The sequence below is a fragment of the Pseudomonas sp. BJP69 genome (assembly GCF_007633355.1).
GTDB classification, from domain to species: Bacteria; Pseudomonadota; Gammaproteobacteria; order Pseudomonadales; family Pseudomonadaceae; genus Aquipseudomonas; species Aquipseudomonas juntendi.
In genome coordinates, this window is sequence record NZ_CP041933.1 from 1,101,002 (window position 1) to 1,119,659 (window position 18,658).

At 63.7% G+C, this 18,658-nt stretch carries 16 protein-coding genes; 9 read left to right on the plus strand and 7 right to left on the minus strand.

Features of this window, described 5'->3' with window-relative positions; genetic code table 11:
• Window positions 1–79: 79 nt before the first annotated feature.
• The 4 genes from FPB55_RS05130 (at window position 80) to FPB55_RS05145 (ending at window position 3,879) form a co-directional block, all read left to right on the plus strand.
• Window positions 80–1,384 carry a homoserine dehydrogenase gene (locus FPB55_RS05130; protein ID WP_009683447.1) on the plus strand — a complete coding sequence of 435 codons (1,305 nt, stop codon included), beginning with the start codon at window positions 80–82 and terminating at the stop codon, window positions 1,382–1,384.
• Between the two features lie 168 nt (window positions 1,385–1,552).
• Window positions 1,553–2,962 carry a threonine synthase gene (gene thrC, locus FPB55_RS05135; RefSeq protein WP_009683448.1) on the plus strand — a complete coding sequence of 470 codons (1,410 nt, stop codon included), beginning with the start codon at window positions 1,553–1,555 and terminating at the stop codon, window positions 2,960–2,962.
• A gap of 177 nt (window positions 2,963–3,139) precedes the next feature.
• Window positions 3,140–3,529 carry a response regulator gene (locus FPB55_RS05140; protein ID WP_115293456.1) on the plus strand — a complete coding sequence of 130 codons (390 nt, stop codon included), beginning with the start codon at window positions 3,140–3,142 and terminating at the stop codon, window positions 3,527–3,529.
• Between the two features lie 68 nt (window positions 3,530–3,597).
• Window positions 3,598–3,879 (plus strand): DUF3509 domain-containing protein, encoded by a 282-nt coding sequence (locus FPB55_RS05145; protein WP_144187639.1) that lies wholly within the window; start codon window positions 3,598–3,600, stop codon window positions 3,877–3,879.
• A 351-nt stretch (window positions 3,880–4,230) separates the two neighbouring features.
• Here FPB55_RS05145 and FPB55_RS05155 read toward each other — a convergent pair whose 3' ends face one another.
• The gene (locus tag FPB55_RS05155) at window positions 4,231–5,106 is read right to left on the minus strand and encodes a TIGR02285 family protein (RefSeq protein ID WP_125854982.1); all 876 of its coding nucleotides are present in this window, start codon (window positions 5,104–5,106) and stop codon (window positions 4,231–4,233) included.
• A 20-nt stretch (window positions 5,107–5,126) separates the two neighbouring features.
• Complete coding sequence (locus FPB55_RS05160) at window positions 5,127–6,326, minus strand: CaiB/BaiF CoA-transferase family protein (protein WP_009683452.1); 1,200 nt, start codon at window positions 6,324–6,326, stop codon at window positions 5,127–5,129.
• 131 nt (window positions 6,327–6,457) lie between these two features.
• On the opposite strand from FPB55_RS05160, the gene FPB55_RS05165 reads away from it, so the two are divergent.
• The 3 genes from FPB55_RS05165 to FPB55_RS05175 all read left to right on the plus strand — a co-directional run bounded on the left by FPB55_RS05165 (window position 6,458) and on the right by FPB55_RS05175 (window position 10,144).
• A complete protein-coding gene (locus FPB55_RS05165; protein ID WP_009683453.1) occupies window positions 6,458–7,000 on the plus strand; it encodes a YaeQ family protein in 543 nt (180 codons plus the stop codon).
• 8 nt (window positions 7,001–7,008) lie between these two features.
• A complete protein-coding gene (recJ, locus tag FPB55_RS05170; protein ID WP_029886738.1) occupies window positions 7,009–8,718 on the plus strand; it encodes a single-stranded-DNA-specific exonuclease RecJ in 1,710 nt (569 codons plus the stop codon).
• Between the two features lie 319 nt (window positions 8,719–9,037).
• Window positions 9,038–10,144 carry an NADH:flavin oxidoreductase/NADH oxidase gene (locus FPB55_RS05175; protein WP_115293461.1) on the plus strand — a complete coding sequence of 369 codons (1,107 nt, stop codon included), beginning with the start codon at window positions 9,038–9,040 and terminating at the stop codon, window positions 10,142–10,144.
• Window positions 10,145–10,483: 339 nt separating this feature from the next.
• On the opposite strand, the gene FPB55_RS05180 is transcribed toward FPB55_RS05175, so the two are convergent.
• The 5 genes from FPB55_RS05180 to ydcS all read right to left on the minus strand — a co-directional run bounded on the left by FPB55_RS05180 (window position 10,484) and on the right by ydcS (window position 15,921).
• Complete coding sequence (locus FPB55_RS05180; protein ID WP_009683458.1) at window positions 10,484–11,908, minus strand: gamma-aminobutyraldehyde dehydrogenase; 1,425 nt, start codon at window positions 11,906–11,908, stop codon at window positions 10,484–10,486.
• Between the two features lie 17 nt (window positions 11,909–11,925).
• Window positions 11,926–12,732, minus strand: coding sequence for an ABC transporter permease (locus tag FPB55_RS05185; RefSeq protein WP_009683459.1), 807 nt, complete (start codon window positions 12,730–12,732; stop codon window positions 11,926–11,928).
• Window positions 12,722–13,633 carry an ABC transporter permease gene (locus FPB55_RS05190; protein WP_009683460.1) on the minus strand — a complete coding sequence of 304 codons (912 nt, stop codon included), beginning with the start codon at window positions 13,631–13,633 and terminating at the stop codon, window positions 12,722–12,724. The genes FPB55_RS05185 and FPB55_RS05190 overlap by 11 nt, the downstream gene beginning before the upstream one ends.
• Window positions 13,630–14,667, minus strand: a complete 1,038-nt coding sequence (locus FPB55_RS05195) for an ABC transporter ATP-binding protein (RefSeq protein WP_009683461.1) — start codon at window positions 14,665–14,667, stop codon at window positions 13,630–13,632. Before FPB55_RS05195 ends, FPB55_RS05190 begins: the two co-directional genes overlap by 4 nt.
• Window positions 14,668–14,769: 102 nt before the next feature.
• Complete coding sequence (gene ydcS, locus FPB55_RS05200) at window positions 14,770–15,921, minus strand: putative ABC transporter substrate-binding protein YdcS (RefSeq protein ID WP_144187641.1); 1,152 nt, start codon at window positions 15,919–15,921, stop codon at window positions 14,770–14,772.
• Between the two features lie 157 nt (window positions 15,922–16,078).
• Between ydcS and FPB55_RS05205 the strand changes: the two genes are divergently transcribed.
• Both FPB55_RS05205 and FPB55_RS05210 read left to right on the plus strand, forming a co-directional pair.
• Window positions 16,079–16,762 (plus strand): tellurite resistance TerB family protein, encoded by a 684-nt coding sequence (locus FPB55_RS05205; protein ID WP_115293462.1) that lies wholly within the window; start codon window positions 16,079–16,081, stop codon window positions 16,760–16,762.
• A 272-nt stretch (window positions 16,763–17,034) separates the two neighbouring features.
• Window positions 17,035–18,657, plus strand: coding sequence for a methyl-accepting chemotaxis protein (locus FPB55_RS05210; protein WP_070085645.1), 1,623 nt, complete (start codon window positions 17,035–17,037; stop codon window positions 18,655–18,657).
• The last annotated feature ends 1 nt before the right edge of the window (window position 18,658 follow it).

The window sequence follows — 18,658 nt, forward strand, 5'->3', positions numbered from 1 at the left end:
AATTCAGTACGCCGTCGTCATGGGGTGACGGCATGTTTCACGGTCGGCAAGGTGCCGGCCGTTCAATGGGGAGTTCACAGTGAAACCGGTCAAAGTAGGCATCTGTGGGTTGGGGACCGTCGGTGGCGGAACCTTCAATGTACTTCAGCGCAACGCCGAGGAGATTGCCCGTCGTGCCGGGCGCGGTATTGAAGTGGCACAGATCGCCATGCGCTCGCAGAACCCGAACTGCCAGATTACCGGTACCCCCATTACCGCTGATGTGTTCGACGTTGCGAGCAACCCCGAGATCGACATCGTCATCGAGCTGATCGGCGGCTACACCATCGCCCGCGACCTGGTGCTCAAGGCCATCGAGAACGGCAAGCACGTGGTCACCGCCAACAAGGCGCTGATCGCCGTGCACGGCAACGAAATCTTTGCCAAGGCCCGCGAAAAAGGCGTGATCGTCGCCTTCGAAGCGGCCGTGGCCGGCGGCATTCCGGTGATCAAGGCCATCCGTGAAGGCCTGTCAGCCAACCGCATCAACTGGCTGGCCGGCATCATCAACGGTACCGGCAACTTCATCCTCACCGAAATGCGCGAGAAGGGCCGGGCCTTCCCCGATGTGCTGGCCGAAGCCCAGGCGCTGGGCTACGCCGAAGCCGACCCTACCTTCGACGTCGAAGGCATCGATGCTGCGCACAAGCTGACCATCCTCGCCTCCATCGCGTTCGGCATTCCGCTGCAGTTCGACAAGGCCTACACCGAAGGCATCACCCAGCTGACCACCGCTGACGTGAACTACGCCGAGGCCCTCGGCTACCGCATCAAGCACCTGGGCGTGGCCCGGCGCACTGCTGAAGGCATCGAGTTGCGCGTGCACCCGACCTTGATCCCCGCCGACCGCCTGATCGCCAACGTCAACGGCGTGATGAACGCCGTGATGGTCAACGGTGACGCCGCCGGTTCGACCCTGTACTACGGTGCCGGTGCCGGCATGGAGCCAACCGCCTCGTCGGTGGTTGGCGACCTGGTCGACGTGGTCCGTGCCATGACCTCCGACCCGGAAAACCGCGTACCGCACCTGGCCTTCCAGCCCGATTCGCTGTCGGCCCACCCGATCCTGCCGATCGAAGCCTGCGAGAGCGCCTACTACCTGCGTATCCAGGCCAAGGATCACCCAGGCGTGCTGGCCCAGGTCGCCAGCATCCTTTCCGAGCGTGGTATCAACATCGAGTCGATCATGCAGAAGGAAGCCGAGGAACAGGACGGCCTGGTACCGATGATCCTGGTCACCCACGGCGTGGTCGAGCAGCGCATCAATGATGCCATCGTCGCCCTGGAAGCCCTGCAGGACGTGGTCGGCAAGGTTGTGCGCATTCGCGTCGAGCAGCTCAATTAAGCGGCAAGCCTCAAGCTGCAAGGTGCAAGTGAAGGCAGTGCAGTTTTGAGGCTTCGAACAGAGTAAATTCGCGGGAACAGCGAGATGCAGAGCACAAGAGCAAGGCCAGTCGGCTTTTCTTGTAGCTTGCCGCTCGCAGCTTGCCGCTCAAATCAAAGGTTTGCACCCATGCGCTATATCAGTACCCGCGGCCAGGCACCGGCCCTGAATTTCGAAGACGTGCTGCTGGCTGGCCTGGCCAGTGACGGCGGCCTGTATGTGCCGGAAAACCTGCCACGTTTCACCCAGGAAGAAATCGCTTCGTGGGCCGGCCTGCCGTACCACGAACTGGCCTTCCGGGTCATGCGCCCGTTCGTTGAAGGCAGCATCGCCGACGCCGACTTCAAGAAGATCCTCGAAGAAACCTACGGCGAGTTCGCCCACGCAGCGGTGGCCCCGCTGCGCCAGCTGAACAGCAACGAATGGGTACTCGAGCTGTTCCACGGCCCAACCCTGGCGTTCAAGGACTTTGCCTTGCAACTGCTCGGGCGCCTGCTCGACCACGTGCTGGCCAAGCGCAACGAGCGCGTGGTGATCATCGGCGCCACCAGTGGTGACACCGGCTCCGCGGCCATCGAAGGCTGCCGCCGTTGCGACAACGTCGACATCTTCATCCTGCACCCGCACCAGCGCGTGTCGGAAGTACAGCGCCGGCAGATGACCACCATTTTCGGTGACAACATCCACAACATCGCCATCGAAGGCAACTTCGACGATTGCCAGGAAATGGTCAAGGCCAGCTTCGCCGACCAGTCGTTCCTCAAGGGCACCCGCCTGGTGGCCGTGAACTCGATCAACTGGGCGCGCATCATGGCCCAGATCGTCTACTACTTCCATGCCGCCCTGCAGTTGGGTGGGCCGTCGCGTTCCGTGGCGTTCTCGGTGCCGACCGGCAACTTTGGCGACATTTTTGCCGGCTACCTGGCGCGCAACATGGGCCTGCCGGTCAGCCAGCTGATCGTGGCCACCAACCGCAACGACATCCTGCACCGCTTCATGAGCGGCAACCAGTACGTCAAGGAAACCCTGCACGCCACCTTGTCGCCGTCGATGGACATCATGGTGTCGTCCAACTTCGAGCGCCTGCTGTTCGACCTGCACGGCCGCAACGGTGGCGCAATTGCCGAACTGATGGCCAACTTCAAGCAGGGTGGCGGCTTCAGCGTGGAGCAGGACCGCTGGACCGAAGCCCGCAAGCTGTTCGATTCGTTGGCCGTCAGCGACGAGCAGACCTGCGAGACCATCGCCGAGGTGTTCGCTGCCACTGGCGAGGTCCTCGACCCGCACACCGCGATCGGCGTCAAGGCCGCCCGTGAGTGCCGTCGCAACCTGGACACGCCGATGGTGGTGCTGGGTACCGCGCACCCGGTCAAGTTCCCTGAAGCGGTAGAAAAGGCCGGTGTGGGCAAGGCACTCGAGCTGCCGGCGCACCTCAGCGACCTGTTCAGCCGTGAGGAGCGTTGCACGGTGCTGGCCAATGACCTGAAAGCGGTACAGGGCTTTGTCAGCCAGCATGGCAACCGCGGCAAGCCATTGTAACGGGTGTGCCTGGGGCTGCTGCGCAGCCCCGTCGCGATACAAGGCCGCTCCTGCAGGCAACCGCGTTGGCTTCAGCTGACGCGGTATAGCCAGTTCCCGCAGCTTAATCAGAATCATCCTATTCAGGCGGCATTCACCAGCGCCTAAATTAGCCGGTCCTCCCATCAGGAGCGGCTCATGCACCAGACCGTCGTGTTGATTCATCAGGCACGCCCATCGCACCAGATCCTGCTGCACCAGGCCCTCAACGCGCAAGGCGTGTTCGCTGTGCGCATCAGCGCGACCACCGCTGAACTGGATGCCCGCCTTGGCGCCGAACGCCGCCCAGACCTGCTGATTCTCGACCATGCCATGCCAACCAGGGCCGGCCGTGCCCTGCTCGCACGGCTGGCCCAGGCCCGTGCCCTGTTGTTCGTTGGCCAGCCTGCGCCGCAGCGTTTCGACCTGGCCCAAGAGGCGCGCAAGCAAGGCCTGTGGGTACTCGCCGAGCTGCCCTGGCCGTTGTCGATGCCGCGCCTGCAGCGCGCACTGCAGACGCTGCAGGCGCGGCATCGACAACGGCCATAGCAAGGCGAACTTTCCGCTGTGCCCGCGGGTCAGTTGCTCTATATCCCACCATGCAGCGAGTGAACCGGATGGAAAGAATCTGCAGCCTGCTCAACGATGCACTGAGCCCTTATCAGACCCACCTCGGCGTTGCCGATGCCAGCGGTAATCGCCAGCTCACGGTTCAAGGCGGCCTCACGGGGGTGACCTTGCAGCGCACTGTCAGTGAGCGCCAGTTACAGGAACACCGCCTGTTGATCGACCTGGTGGATGGTTTGCACCGTGACCTGCAGATAGCCGAGGGGCGGCTGCAGCCTTGCGTGATCGCTGCGCTGCAACAACGCCAGCAACCGCAGGGAACCTTTGCCTAAAGGATTCATCTGACACAGTAGGGGCAGCCAGCCAGCGCTTTGCTCCGGCGCTGGCAAAACTGCCACGGGAAGTCCTCAAGGGCTTTCGCTTGACCCCGGGCGTCCTTCCCCAGCGCCCGGGGTTTCTTTTTTCTGGGTTCTCTACCGGCCCTGTCGCGCCGCTGACTCAATTCGTAAGCGCGACGCGGCCTGTGTGGGAGCGGGCGTGCCCGCGAACACCGGCGTAGCCGGTGCCAGCCACCGCGCTGGATTTTTCGCGGGCATGCCCGCTCCCACACAGTCCCCGCTAAATCAATAAGTTATGCATTTTTCTCTGGGAGCTGGCTCGCCGGCGATAGCCGGTGTAGGCGTTTAATGGGCTTCGAAGAAACGCTTGCTTTCTTCCAGGTAGTTTCTGCGTGAGACCGGATCCAGCCAGTGGGCATACAGCCCAGGCAGCACGTCCCGTCGCAACGCAAGCAGCAACTGGTCGATATGCGCCACTGCAGCGCGCCCCAGTTCGCTGTCCGAGCACCCCACGTGCAGAAACTGGTAGCGCTCCACCCCCTGCACTGGATAAAACTGATAATCGGCCAGCGCGGCGCCTTGCTGCTGGATCAGGTAACGCACCTCAGGCCAGTAGCCGAGCACCAGGCGCAGGCGCCCCAACTGCTGCATCTGCAGCAGGTTGGCGGTGGCTTCGTTACCGTAATGGCGGCTGAGCACAGTGTCTGGCAGCTGGCGCAAAATGCTGTCGATCTGCAGGCCATAACTGCGTTCGGCAACCACCCCGAGTTTCAGTGCGGTTTTGCTCAGCAGGCCATGCAGGTCTACCTGCTGGCCCTGCAGATAGGGGGCCACCAGTGCCTGGCTTTCCTTGCGGCCCACCAGGCCGCCACTGAGCACGCCCAGGTAGGGCAGGGAGAACTGCACATATTCCTCACGTTGGGGTGTCCACAGCAGCGTCGGGTCGCAGGTGAAGGTGTTGCGGTCCTGCAGCATCTGGATTCCGCGGGCACGGTTGACGCGCTGGATGGTGTGGTCGTATTCGGGCATCTGCGCAATCAACAGGGGCAGCAGTTGGTCGATTACCCCTCGGCCTTGCTCCGGGCCGTCGAAAATGGTGAATGGCGGCAGGTCACGCACCAGCCAGAACAGGCGTTCCTTGGCACTGGCAGGGTGCAGCAGCAATGCGGCCATCAGCCCGCAAAGCAGGACCAGCGGGCGTAGGCGGCGGGCGGCGCGCATGCGGCCGGGCTGCGCCTGGTTCAGACCGTGCCTGCGGCGCGCAGGCTGGCGATCGCCGCCGCGTCATAGCCAAGGCTGGCCAGCAGTGCCTCGGTGTGCTCGCCAAGGGCCGGGCCCACCCATTCGCTGGAACCTGGGGTTTCCGACAGCTTGGGCACGATGCCAGGCATCTTGAATGGCTTGCCGTCGGGCAGCTTGGCCTGCAGGAACATTTCCCGAGCCAGGTACTGCGGGTCGCTGAACATGTCCTCGGCGGAGTAGATCCGGCTGGCCGGGACCTCGGCGGCGGTCAGCACCTGCATCAGCGTTTCCAGCGGCAGGCTGTTGGCCCAGCGGTCGATCACCCCGTACAGCTCATCCCGGCGAAGGTCGCGGCCATCGTTGCTGGCCAGGCTTGGGTCGTCAGCCAGGTCGGCACGCCCGATGGCCTGCATGAAGCGCTTGAAGATTGCATCGCCGTTGGCGCCGATCTGTACATGCTTGCCGTCGGCGCTGGTGTGGATGGAGGAGGGGGTAATGCCGGGCATGATGTTGCCGGTGCGTTCACGGATAAAACCGAATACATCGAATTCCGGGACCATGCTTTCCATCATGGCGAAGATAGCTTCGTACAGCGCTACGTCCACCACCTGGCCCTGGCCGCCGTTGACCTCCCTGTGGCGCAGCGCCATCAGCGCACCGATAACGCCCCACAAGGCGGCGATCGAGTCGCCGATCGAAATGCCGGTGCGCACCGGTGGCCGGTCGTCGAAGCCGGTGATGTAGCGCAGGCCGCCCATCGACTCGCCTACGGCACCAAAACCTGGTTGGTCCTTCATTGGCCCGGTCTGGCCAAAGCCCGACAGGCGCACCATGACCAGCCCAGGGTTGAGCGCATGCAGCACATCCCAGCCCAGGCCAAGCTTTTCGAGCACGCCCGGGCGGAAGTTCTCGATCAGGATGTCGGCGTCGGCCAGCAGCCTTTGCAATACCTCGCGGCCTTCGGGGTGCTTCAGGTTGAGGGTCAGCGACTGCTTGTTGCGCGCCTGCACGAACCACCACAGGGAGGTGCCTTCGTACAGCTTGCGCCACTTGCGCAGCGGGTCGCCGCCATCGGGCGACTCGACCTTGACCACCTCGGCACCGAATTCGGCGCAGATGCGCGAGGCGAATGGCCCGGCGATCAGTGTGCCGAGTTCGACAACCTTGAGGCCGGCGAGGGGTTTGCTGGGCGTCGACATGGGGCATCCGTGGCAGTTGGGCAGAGCGGTGGTTTTATCACACGGCGGTTGCGCCGGGTACTGCTGCGGCGCATGGCGAGTGCGGATGGGTTAGACTGTGCGACTTTTCTTTTGCACGAAGCCCGTCGACCATGGCCCAGCCGTCCACCACCTACAAGTTCGAACTGAATCTCACCGATCTTGACCGTAACGTCTACCAAAGCGTCAAGCAGACCATCGCGCGCCACCCTTCGGAAACCGAAGAGCGCATGGCGGTGCGGTTGTTGGCCTACGCGCTCTGGTACAACGAGAACCTGTCGTTCGGCCGTGGCCTGTCGGATGTAGATGAGCCGGCACTGTGGGAAAAGAGCCTGGACGACCGCGTGCTGCACTGGATCGAAGTGGGCCAACCCGATGCCGAGCGCCTGACCTGGTGCTCGCGGCGCACCGAACGCACCAGCCTGCTGGCCTATGGCAGCCTGCGCGTGTGGGAAGGCAAGGTGGTCAGCGCGGTCAAGAACCTCAAGAACCTGAACATCGCCGCAGTGCCGCAGGAGGTGCTGGAAACCCTGGCCGCCGACATGCCGCGCGCCATCAAGTGGGATGTGATGATCAGCGAAGGTACGGTCTTCGTTACCGACGACCGTGGCCAGCACGAAGTGCAACTGCAGTGGCTACTGGGTGAGCGTGGCTGAAGCAACCCATGCGTATCGAACCTCGCCCCCTGCCTGCGACCCTGCCTTTTCTGGGTAACCTGCCACCCTTGCTCACCCGTTTGTATGCCGCACGCGGCGTGCAAAGCGAGGCCGAACTGGACAAAAGCCTTGCGCGGCTGTTGCCCTACCAGCAGCTCAAGGGCATCGAGGCCGGCGTCGACCTGCTGGTCGCTGCCATAGACCAGCGCCAGCGCATTCTCATTGTCGGCGACTTCGACGCCGACGGTGCCACCGCAAGTACGGTTGGGGTGCTGGGCTTGCGTTTGTTGGGGGCAGCCCATGTCGATTACCTGGTGCCCAACCGTTTTGAATACGGTTACGGCCTGACCCCGGAAATCGTCGAAGTTGCCCTGCAGCGCCAGCCGCAGTTGCTGATTACCGTAGACAACGGCATTTCCAGCGTCGACGGGGTGGCCGCTGCCAAGGCCGCTGGGCTGAAAGTGCTGGTGACCGACCATCACTTGCCAGGCGAACAACTGCCCGATGCCGACGCCATCATCAACCCCAACCAGCCGGGTTGCAGCTTCCCGAGCAAGGCGCTGGCCGGGGTCGGTGTCATCTTCTATGTGCTGATGGCCCTGCGCGCGCGGTTGCGCAGCCTGGGCCGCTACGCGACACAACCCCAGCCGAACATCGGTGAACTGCTCGACCTGGTCGCCCTGGGCAGCGTGGCCGATGTGGTGCCGCTGGATGCCAACAACCGCATCCTGGTGCACCAGGGCCTGGAGCGCATCCGTGCCGGCCGTGCCCGCCCGGGCTTGAAGGCCATTCTTGAGGTGGCCCGCCGCGATCACCGGCGCATCACCTCCACCGACCTGGGTTTCATTCTTGGCCCACGCCTGAATGCAGCCGGGCGCCTGGACGACATGAGCCTGGGCATCGAATGCCTGCTGTGCGAAGACCCGGCGCTGGCCCAGGACATGGCGCAGCAGCTGGATGACCTGAATCAGGACCGCAAGTCCATCGAGCAGGGCATGCAGCGCGAGGCACTTGCGCAGCTCAAGGACCTGCCGGTCGAGTCGATGCCTTACGGCTTGTGCCTGTTCGATGCCGACTGGCACCAGGGCGTGATCGGTATTCTGGCGTCGCGGCTGAAGGAGCGTTACCACCGGCCGACCATTGCCTTCGCCGATGCAGGCGCTGGCATGCTGAAGGGCTCGGCGCGTTCTGTGCCAGGGTTCCATATTCGCGATGCGCTGGATGCCGTGGCGGCGCGCCACCCGCAATTGATCAGCAAGTTCGGCGGCCACGCCATGGCCGCTGGCTTGTCGTTGCCAGAGGCAAATTTCCCGGCCTTTGCCGAGGCCTTCGACGAAGAGGTACGGCGCCAGCTGCGTGAAGACGACCTGACCGGGCGCCTGCTGTCCGACGGCAGCCTGGCGGTGGAAGAATTCCACCTCGATCTGGCCAAGGCGCTACGCAATGCCGGGCCATGGGGCCAGCATTTCCCTGAGCCGCTGTTTCATGGCGTGTTCCAGTTGGTGGAGCAGCGCGTGGTGGGCGAACGGCACTTGAAAGTGGTGCTGAAGAGCGAGTGTGGCTCGGTGCGGCTGGATGGCATTGCCTTCGGCATCGACCGCGACGTATGGCCGAACCCGACGGTGCGCTGGGTCGAGTTGGCGTACAAGCTGGATGTGAACGAGTTTCGGGGCAATGAAAGTGTGCAGTTGATGATTGCCCACATGGAGCCGCGTTGACTGCAACCCTGTAGGAGCGGCCTTGTGTCGCGATGGGCTGCAAAGCAGCCCCAGGTTGTCGGCACATATGCACAAGTCCAGGCTTTCAGCACAGCTGCACAAATTGCCGGGGCTGCCTTGCAGCCCTTCGCGACACAAGGCCGCTCCTACAAGGCCCAAGCGGCCAGCCACAGGCGTCTGTAAACAACTTGCCCAAAATCCCATGGAACCTTCCCCCCAGGCATTCTGGTCTAGTCTGAAGTATGACCGGACCCAGGCCAGGGACGTGCTATTGAGTGTCCGGGCCGGATCACCATTGGAGTTCTTGGGAGGTGCCCTCATGAGCCTGCTGCTCGAGCCTTACACCCTGCGTCAACTGACGTTGCCCAACCGCATCGCCGTTTCGCCGATGTGCCAGTATTCTGCAGCCGATGGCCTGGCCAACGACTGGCACCTCGTTCACCTGGGCAGCCGCGCAGTGGGTGGCGCGGGCCTGGTGATCACCGAGGCCGTGGCGGTTACCGCCGATGGCCGCATCACCGCCGAAGACCTTGGGTTGTGGGAGGACGCACAGATCGCCCCGCTGCAACGCATCACCCGCTTTATCACCGCCCAGGGCGCCGTGCCCGGCATCCAGCTGGCGCACGCCGGGCGCAAGGCCAGTACCTACCGCCCCTGGCTGGGCAAGCACGGTAGCGTCAAACCCGAGGAGGGTGGCTGGCAGCCGTTGGGGCCCTCGAAGATTGCCTTCGACCCGCAACATACAACGCCACGCGAGCTGACCTTGGGCGACATCCAGGAGGTGGTCGGTGCCTTCGTTGCCTCGGCCGAGCGCGCGTTGCAGGCCGGCTTCAAAGTGCTCGAGGTTCACGCCGCCCATGGCTACCTGCTGCACCAGTTCCTGTCACCGCTGAGCAACCAGCGGCGTGACGAATACGGCAGTTGCTTCGAAAACCGCATCCGCCTGACCCTGCAGGTGGTGGAAGCGGTGCGCAAGGTATGGCCTGCCGAATTGCCCCTGTTCGTGCGGGTATCGGCAACCGATTGGGTGGAAGACGGCTGGAACCCGGATGAAACCGTCGAACTGGCCCGGCGCCTGCGTAACCTGGGCGTCGATTTGATCGACGTGTCCTCTGGCGGCACTTCGGTCAACGCCGAAATACCCACCGGCCCCGGCTACCAGACCCGTTTCGCCGAGCGCGTGCGCAAAGAGTCAGAAATTGCCACCGGCACCGTGGGCATGATCACCGAACCTGCGCAGGCCGAGCATATCCTGCGTACCGGCCAGGCCGACCTCATCTTCCTTGCCCGCGAACTGCTGCGCGACCCTTACTGGCCGCTGCATGCCGACGACGACCTGGGCGGTAACAAGGCCACCTGGCCGGCGCAGTACCAGCGCGCTACCAGCCGGGCCAACCCGATTCATGAGTCGGATCTGCGCGACTGATTCTGAAGGCGCGGCCTTGTGTGGCCACAGGGCCTCAGTCTAACCACGAAAAATACCTGGGGCACTGCGCGCCCCATCGCGACACAAGGCCGCTTGTGTCTTGAGAAAGGATTAGAATCTGGAGCACGAGTAGGAGCAGAAGCTGTCATTCATCGTTCCACTTGTGGGAGCGGGCGTGCCCGCGAACACCGGCGCAGCCGGTGCCAGACACCGCGTCGCCTGCTTCGCGAGCAAGCCCGCTCCCACAATGAATCGCGCAGGCTTTTCAAATTTTGGGAAAGACAGTTGCTCCCTACCTTGAACGCGGTTGAGCGGACCCAGCGTGACCGAGCATGATAATCAATGCTTGATCATCACATGCCGCACACAGGTGTAGTCCTCCAGCCCATACATCGACATGTCCTTGCCATACCCCGAGTGTTTCTGCCCGCCATGGGGCATTTCACTGACCAGCATGAAATGGGTGTTCACCCAGGTGCAGCCATATTGCAGGCGTGCGGCCAGGCGGTGGGCGCGGCCGGTGTCGCGGGTCCAGACCGAGGAGGCCAGGCCATAGTTGGAGTCGTTGGCCCATTCCAGCGCCTGCGCTTCGTCGCTGAAACGGGTTACCGACACCACCGGGCCGAACACTTCGTTGCGCACGATCTCATCATCCTGCAGGGCGTCGGCCAGCACCGTCGGCTCGAAAAAGTACCCATCGCCCTCGATTGCCTTGCCACCGGTCACCAGGCGAATGTGCGGCTGGGCGACGGCACGCTGTACCAGGCCGGCGACCTTGTCGCGGTGCTGGGCGCTGATCAGCGGCCCCAGCTCGGTGCCCTCGGCCTCCTGCAGGCCGGGCTTGATGCTGGCTACCGCTTCCCCCAGGCGCTCGACGAAGCGCTCATAGATACCGGCCTGCACATACAGGCGGCAAGCCGCCGTGCAGTCCTGGCCGGCGTTGTAGAAACCGAAGGTGCGAATACCCTCGATCGCGGCATCGATGTCGGCATCATCGAACACCAGGACTGGCGCCTTGCCGCCCAGCTCCATGTGCATGCGCTTCACGCTGTCGGCGGTGGCGCTGATGATATGGGCGCCGGTGGGGATCGAGCCTGTCAGCGACACCATGCGGACCTTGGGGTGCGTAACCAGTGGGTTGCCGACCGTCTGGCCACGGCCAAACAAAATGTTGAGCACCCCGGCCGGCAGCAGGTCCTTGGCCAGTTCCCCCAGGCGCAAGGCGGTCAACGGGGTCAGCTCGGAGGGTTTGATCACCACCGTGTTGCCGGCCGCCAGGGCCGGGGCGATCTTCCAGGCCAGCATCATCAGCGGGTAGTTCCACGGTGCAATCGAGGCCACCACGCCCAAGGGGTCGCGACGGATCATCGACGTGTGGCCCGGCAGGTATTCACCTGCCGCCGAGCCGCCCAGGCAGCGCGCCGCACCGGCGAAAAAACGAAACACGTCGGCAATCGCCGGAATTTCGTCGTTGCGCGCGGCACTCAAGGGTTTGCCGCAGTTCTGCGATTCCAGCCGAGCCAGTTCATCGCCATGCGCCTCAATGGCGTCTGCCAGGTTCAACAACGCCTGGGCGCGGTCCTTGGGGCTGGTTTGCGACCAGCTGTCGAACGCATGGTCAGCGGCACGCACGGCGCTGTCCACCTGGGCTTCGCTGGCTTCGTTGATCTGCGCCAGGGCGGTGCCCAGCGCCGGGTCGAGCACGGTCCAGGTCGGGCCTTGGCCGGCGACCAGTTGGCCATTGATCAGCATCTGCGTTTGCATCGGGTACTCCTCCAGGGTCATTTGCCACTGCCCGCAACGCTGTCGCCGCCACGGGTCAGGTAATAGGCGCCAAGGATCGGCAGCATGGTCACCAACATCACCAGCATGGCTACCACATTGGTCACCGGCACGTCGCGCGGCCGGCTGAGCTGGTTGAGCAGCCAGATCGGCAGGGTGCGTTCGTGGCCGGCGGTGAAGGTCGTGACAATGATCTCATCGAACGACAGGGCAAAGGCCAGCATACCGCCGGCCAGCAGTGCCGAGCCGAGGTTGGGCAGGATGATGTAGCGAAAGGTCTGCCAGCCATCGGCACCCAGGTCCATGGAGGCCTCGATCAGGCTGTGCGAGGTGCGCCGCAGGCGGGCGATCACATTGTTGTAGACGATCACCACGCAGAATGTGGCATGGCCGACCACGATGGTGAACACCCCGGGCTCCACGCCCAAGGTCTTGAACGCCGAGAGCAGGGCGATGCCGGTGATGATGCCGGGCAGGGCGATGGGCAGGATCAGCATCAGCGATATGGCCTCTTTGCCGAAAAAGCTGCGCCGGTACAGTGCGGCCGATGCCAGTGTGCCTAGCACCAGGGCGATCAGGGTCGCCAGGCAGGCGACCTGCAACGACAGCTTGATCGCGTCCAGCACGTCGGTGCGGGCGAAGGCCACGGCAAACCACTTCAGGGTAAACCCCGTGGGCGGGAAACTGAATGCTGCGTCTTCGGTGTTGAAGGCGTACAGGAAGATGATCAGGATCGGGAAATGCAGGAACAACAGCCCGCCCCAGGCCGCCAGGCGCAACCCTACAGAGGCTTGTTCAGAGTGCATCGAAGGCCCCCAGGCGCTTGACGATCGACAGGTACAGCGCAATCAGCACGATCGGCACCAAGGTAAATGCCGCCGCCATCGGCATGTTGCCGATCGCCCCTTGCTGGGCATAGACCATGCTGCCGATGAAGTAGCCGGGTGGGCCCACCAGCTGCGGCACGATGAAGTCGCCGAGGGTAAGCGAGAAGGTGAAGATCGAGCCGGCGGCGATACCGGGAATCGACAGCGGCAGTATCACCTGCATGAAGGTTTGCCCGGGGCGTGCGCCAAGGTCTGCCGAGGCCTGCAACAGCGACGGCGGCAAGCGCTCCAGCGAGGCCTGGATCGGCAGGATCATGAATGGCAGCCAGATGTACACGAACACCATGAAGCGCCCCAGGTGCGAGGTCGACAGCGTGCTGCCGCCCACGCCCGGCACCGTCAGCACGGCTTGCAGCAGGGCGTCCAGGTGCAGCTGGTGGACGAACCACTGGGCCACCCCACCCTTGGCCAGCAGCAGGGTCCAGGCGTAGGTCTTGACGATGTAGCTGGCCCACATCGGCATCATCACGGCGATATAGAAAAATGCCTTGGTCTTGCCGCGTGTGTAGCGCGCCATGTAGTAGGCGATGGGAAACGCCAGTACCGCGCTGGCCAGTGACACCGCCACCGCCATGCCCAGGGTCCGCAGGATGATGTCGAAGTTCGACGGGTTGAACAGCGCGGCGAAGTTGCCCAGGGTCAGGTCCGGGGTGACCGCCATGGTGAAGTCGTCGAAGGTGTAGAAACCCTGCCACAACAGGTTCAGCAACGAGCCCAGGTAGATGGCGCCGAACCAGGTCAGTGGCGGGATCAGCAGCAGGGCCAGGTACAGGTTGGGGCGCCGGTACAACACATCGGCCAGGCCTCGGAGCGCGCTCATGGCAATGGCCCAGCGCTTTCCTGCAGCACGGTCATCGCCTCGCGCGGCCAGTGCGCCTGCACCCGCTGCCCGGGCTGCCAGGCCTGGGGCTGTGCCTGCCAGCGGTCGTTGGCCTGGGTTACCGCCAACAGTTGGCCATTGTCCAGTTGCAACTCGTAACGGGTGGCGCTGCCCTGGTACTGCACATCGCGCAGCAGGCCGCTGACCTGGACCTCGTGGCTGGTGACCACCGGGTCGCCCAGGCGGATGTGCTCAGGGCGGATGGAAAACGGCGCCGGGTGGCCGTTGAGCGCCCTCGCCAATTCGCCACGCACCACGTTGGACGTGCCGACGAATTCGGCGACGAAGGTGGTGGCGGGTTTCATGTAGAGGTTGCGCGGGGTGTCGACCTGTTCGATGCGGCCGCGGTTGAACACCGCGACCCGGTCCGACATCGACAGCGCCTCGGTCTGGTCATGGGTGACGAAGATGAAGGTGATGCCTAGCTGGCGTTGCAGCTTCTTCAGCTCGCCCTGCATCTGTTCGCGCAGCTTGAGGTCCAACGCGCCCAGCGGCTCGTCCAGCAGCAGCACGCGGGGCCGGTTGACCAGTGCCCGCGCCAGGGCCACACGCTGGCGCTGGCCACCCGAAAGCTGCGCCGGCTTGCGCGCGCCGTAGCCGGCCAGGGCCACCATGGCCAGGGCTTGTTCGGCACGGCTGTGGCGCTCGGCCTTGGCCACGCCTTTCACTTTCAAGCCATAGGCGATGTTGTCGAGCACGTTCATGTGCGGGAACAACGCGTAGTCCTGGAACACGGTATTGACGTCACGCTGGTAGGGCGGCACGCCGGCAGCTTCCAGGCCGTGGATACGGATCGAGCCGCTGCTTGGCTGCTCGAAGCCGGCGATCAGGCGCAGGCAGGTGGTCTTGCCGGAGCCGGACGGGCCGAGCATGGAGAAGAACTCCCCATCGCTGATGTCGATGCTGACCTGGTCTACGGCCTTGACCTCGCCGAAGCTACGGGAAACCTGGGTGAACTGGACGGCTAGGGGCATACGCGGTTCTCTGTTGTTCTTGTCTTGCCTGTATCGGCCCTGTCCCCGGCAAGCCGGCCCCACAGGGATCACACCACAGGGCCGGAACAGGCGGAGAAACCCTCAGCGCCCACCCATGATGGCAATGTAATCTTGAGTCCAGCGGCTGTAGGGCACGAACTTGCCACCCTGGGCCTGCGGGGTTTTCCAGAAGGCGATCTTGTCGAAGTTGTCGAAGCCGTTGATCTTGCAACCCTCGGCGCCGAGCAACTCGCTGCCACTGCAGGCTGCCGGCACCGCGGGCAACGAGCCGAACCAGGCGGCCACGTCACCCTGCACTTTTGGCTGCAGCGACCAGTCCATCCATTGGTAGGCGCAGTTGGGGTGCTTGGCATCGGTGTGCAGCATGGTGGTATCGGCCCAGCCGGTAGCGCCCTCCTTGGGGATGGTCGACGCCACGGGCTGGTGCTCGGCCTTCAGGCCATTGACCATGTAGCCCCACGAACTGGAGGCGACCACGCCTTCGTTCTTCACGTCGCTCATCTGCACTGTGGCGTCGTGCCAGTAGCGATGGATCAGCGGTTGCTGCTGGCGCAGCAGTTCGAGCACCGCCTGGTATTGCGTTTCGGTCAGTTCATACGGGTCCTGGATGCCCAGTTCGGGCTTGGCCGACTTCAGGTACAGCGCCGCGTCCGCGATGTAGATCGGCCCGTCATACGCCTGTACGCGGCCTTTGTTCGGCTTGCCATCGGGCAGGTCCTGCGGCACGAACACCACGCCCCAGCTGGTCGGTGCCTGCTTGAACGTGTTGGTGTTGTACAGCAGCACGTTCGGCCCCCACTGGTACGGGGTGCCATAGACCTGTTTATCGACCACATACCAGCCACCGTTCTGCAGGCGCGGGTCGATGTTTTTCCAGTTGGGGATCAAGGCGGTGTTGATCGGATGCACCCGTTTGCCGGCGATCAGCCGTAACGAGGCATCGCCCGAGGCGGTAACCAGGTCGTAGCCCCCCTTGGCCATCAGGCTGACCATTTCGTCCGATGTGGCAGCGGTTTTCACGCTGACCTTGCAGCCGGTTTGCTGTTCGAAGCCGGTCACCCAGTCATACGCCTTGTCGCTTTCACCGCGCTCGATGTAGCCGGGCCAGGCGACGATGTCCAGGCGCCCTTCGCCAGGCCCCAGGGCCTTGGGCGGTTCGGCGGCCAGCAGGCCGGTACTGGCCAGCACGGCACAGGTGGTGGCGCCGAGCAATGCGGTCTTGTGCACGGGCATGGGTGTTCCCTCTTGTTGGAGATTGTGGTCGCGGCAGTGGTCGAGTCTAGTTGGCTTTTTGCCAGTCAATGCAACATCCAGAAGCAAATCCGCGCATGGTCCTTTACCGGGCAGGCCTTAATCTGGCGGATGACTTCCCATGCCTGGAGACTTGCACATGAACACCCGTGGCTTGCTGGACCAACTGCTCAAATCTGGCCAGGAGTTGCTGAACAAATCGTCTGATTCCGGCAAACCCGGCGCTGGCGCCAGCGGGCTTGGCGGCCTGTTGTCCGGGGCCGGTGGTGGCTTGCTGGGCGGTGGCGCACTGGGCGTGCTGCTGGGCAACAAGAAGGCGCGCAAATATGGGGGCAAGGCCCTGACCTATGGTGGCCTCGCGGCACTCGGGGTGCTGGCCTACAAGGCCTACGGCAACTGGCAGGCGCGCCAGCAGGTGGCTGCCAGCGAGCCGCAGACGGTCGACCGCTTGCCGCCGGCCCAGGTCGAGCAGCACAGCCAGGCGGTGTTGCGGGCGCTGGTGGCTGCGGCCAAGTCCGACGGCCATATCGACGAACGCGAACGGGCGCTGATCGAAGGTGAGTTCACCCGCCTGGACAGCGACCGCGAGTTGCAGCATTGGCTGCACGCCGAACTGAACAAGCCGCTGGACCCGGCTGAAGTCGCCCGCGCCGCACAGACGCCCGAGATGGCTGCCGAGATGTACCTGGCCAGCACGATGATGGTCGACCAGGAAAACTTCATGGAGCGCGCCTACCTCGATGAGCTGGCCCGCCAGTTGCGTCTGGACCCGGGTTTGCGCCAGGAGTTGGAGAGCCAGGTGCGGTTAGCCGCAGGCCAGTAAGCGACGCGGTCCTTGTGGGAGCGGCCTTGTGTCGCGAAAGGGCTGCGCAGCAGCCCCAAAGATTTTAGCTTCGCCGCATGAAATGCCGGGGCCGCTGCGCGGCCCTTTCGCGACACAAGGCCGCTCCCACAAACGAAGCGACTTTTCCATGATGGGCTCCGTCCATTAGCGGGGATGCGAGGTTACCCCACATTTCACCCGCAAAAGCGTAAGGCCTCTAGGCTATACTTCGGCGATTTTCCCCGCTCGTTGTGAATTCCTGAGGGCTGAATGTGAAGAACTGGACGTTGCGCCAACGGATCCTGGCAAGTTTCGCCGTGATCATCGCCATCATGCTGCTGATGATCGTGGCCGCCTACTCGCGGTTGGCCGCCATCGAAACCGCCGAAGCCGCCGTAGGTACAGACAGCATTCCCGGGGTCTACTACAGCTCGATGATCCGCAGCGCCTGGGTCGACAGCTACGTCACCAGCCAACAGTTGGTCGGGCTGTCCAACCACCGGGAAATCACCTCGGCCGACATGGAACTGTTCAAGAGTTTCGAAGACCGGCTGAAGCAATTCATGGCCAGTTACCAGAGCACCATCCAGGACAATGACGACCAGGCCCGCTTCGACAGCTTCGTGCAGCTTGAAGAAAACTACATGAAGATTGTCGGCCAGGTGCTGGATGCCTACCGTCAGCGCAACTACGCCGAAGCCCAGCGCCTGATCAACGACGTACTCACACCCGCCTGGGTCGACGGTCGCAAGCACCTGAACGATGTCATCGAGAACAACCGCGCCTCCGCTGATGCCGCCACCCGCGATATCGTCAGTGCCGTGACCACCGCCAAGGGCAGCATGATCGTCTCGCTGTTGCTGGCCATTGTCGCGGCCGGGGTGTGCGGCCTGTTGCTGATGCGCGCCATCACCGCGCCCATGCAGCGTATCGTCCAAGCCCTCGACAAGCTGCGTTCGGGTGACCTGAGCGTGCGCCTGAGCCTGGAACGCAAGGATGAGTTCGGCGCCATCGAGAGCGGCTTCAACGAAATGGCCGAAGCGCTGGCGAACCTGGTGGCCCAGGCCCAGCGCTCGTCGGTGCAGGTCACCACGTCGGTTACCGAGATCGCCGCCACGTCCAAGCAGCAGCAGGCCACTGCCACCGAAACCGCAGCCACCACCACGGAAATCGGCGCCACCTCGCGGGAAATTGCTGCCACTTCGCGTGACCTGGTGCGCACCATGACTGAAGTCACTTCGGCCGCCGACCAGGCCTCCAGCCTGGCCGGCTCCGGCCAACAGGGCCTGGCCCGTATGGAAGAGACCATGCACCAGGTGATGGGCGCCGCCGACCTGGTCAACGCCAAGCTGGGCATCCTCAACGAGAAGGCCAGCAACATTACCCAGATGGTCGTGACGATCGTCAAGGTGGCCGACCAGACCAACCTGTTGTCGCTCAACGCCGCCATCGAGGCGGAAAAGGCTGGCGAGTATGGCCGTGGCTTTGCCGTGGTGGCCACCGAGGTGCGGCGCCTGGCCGACCAGACCGCCGTGGCCACTTACGATATTGAGCAGATGGTGCGTGAGATCCAGTCGGCGGTGTCGGCCGGGGTCATGGGCATGGACAAGTTTTCCGAAGAAGTGCGCCGGGGCATGTTCGAAGTGCAGCAGGTCGGCGAGCAACTGAGCCAGATCATTCACCAGGTACAGGCCTTGGCACCGCGCGTGCTGATGGTCAACGAAGGCATGCAGGCCCAGGCCACCGGTGCCGAGCAGATCAACCAGGCCTTGGCCCAGCTCAGTGATGCCAGCACCCAGACCGTCGAGTCGCTGCGCCAGGCCAGCTTTGCCATCGATGAGCTTAGCCAGGTGGCCGCTGGCTTGCGTGGCGGCGTGTCGCGTTTCAAAGTCTGAC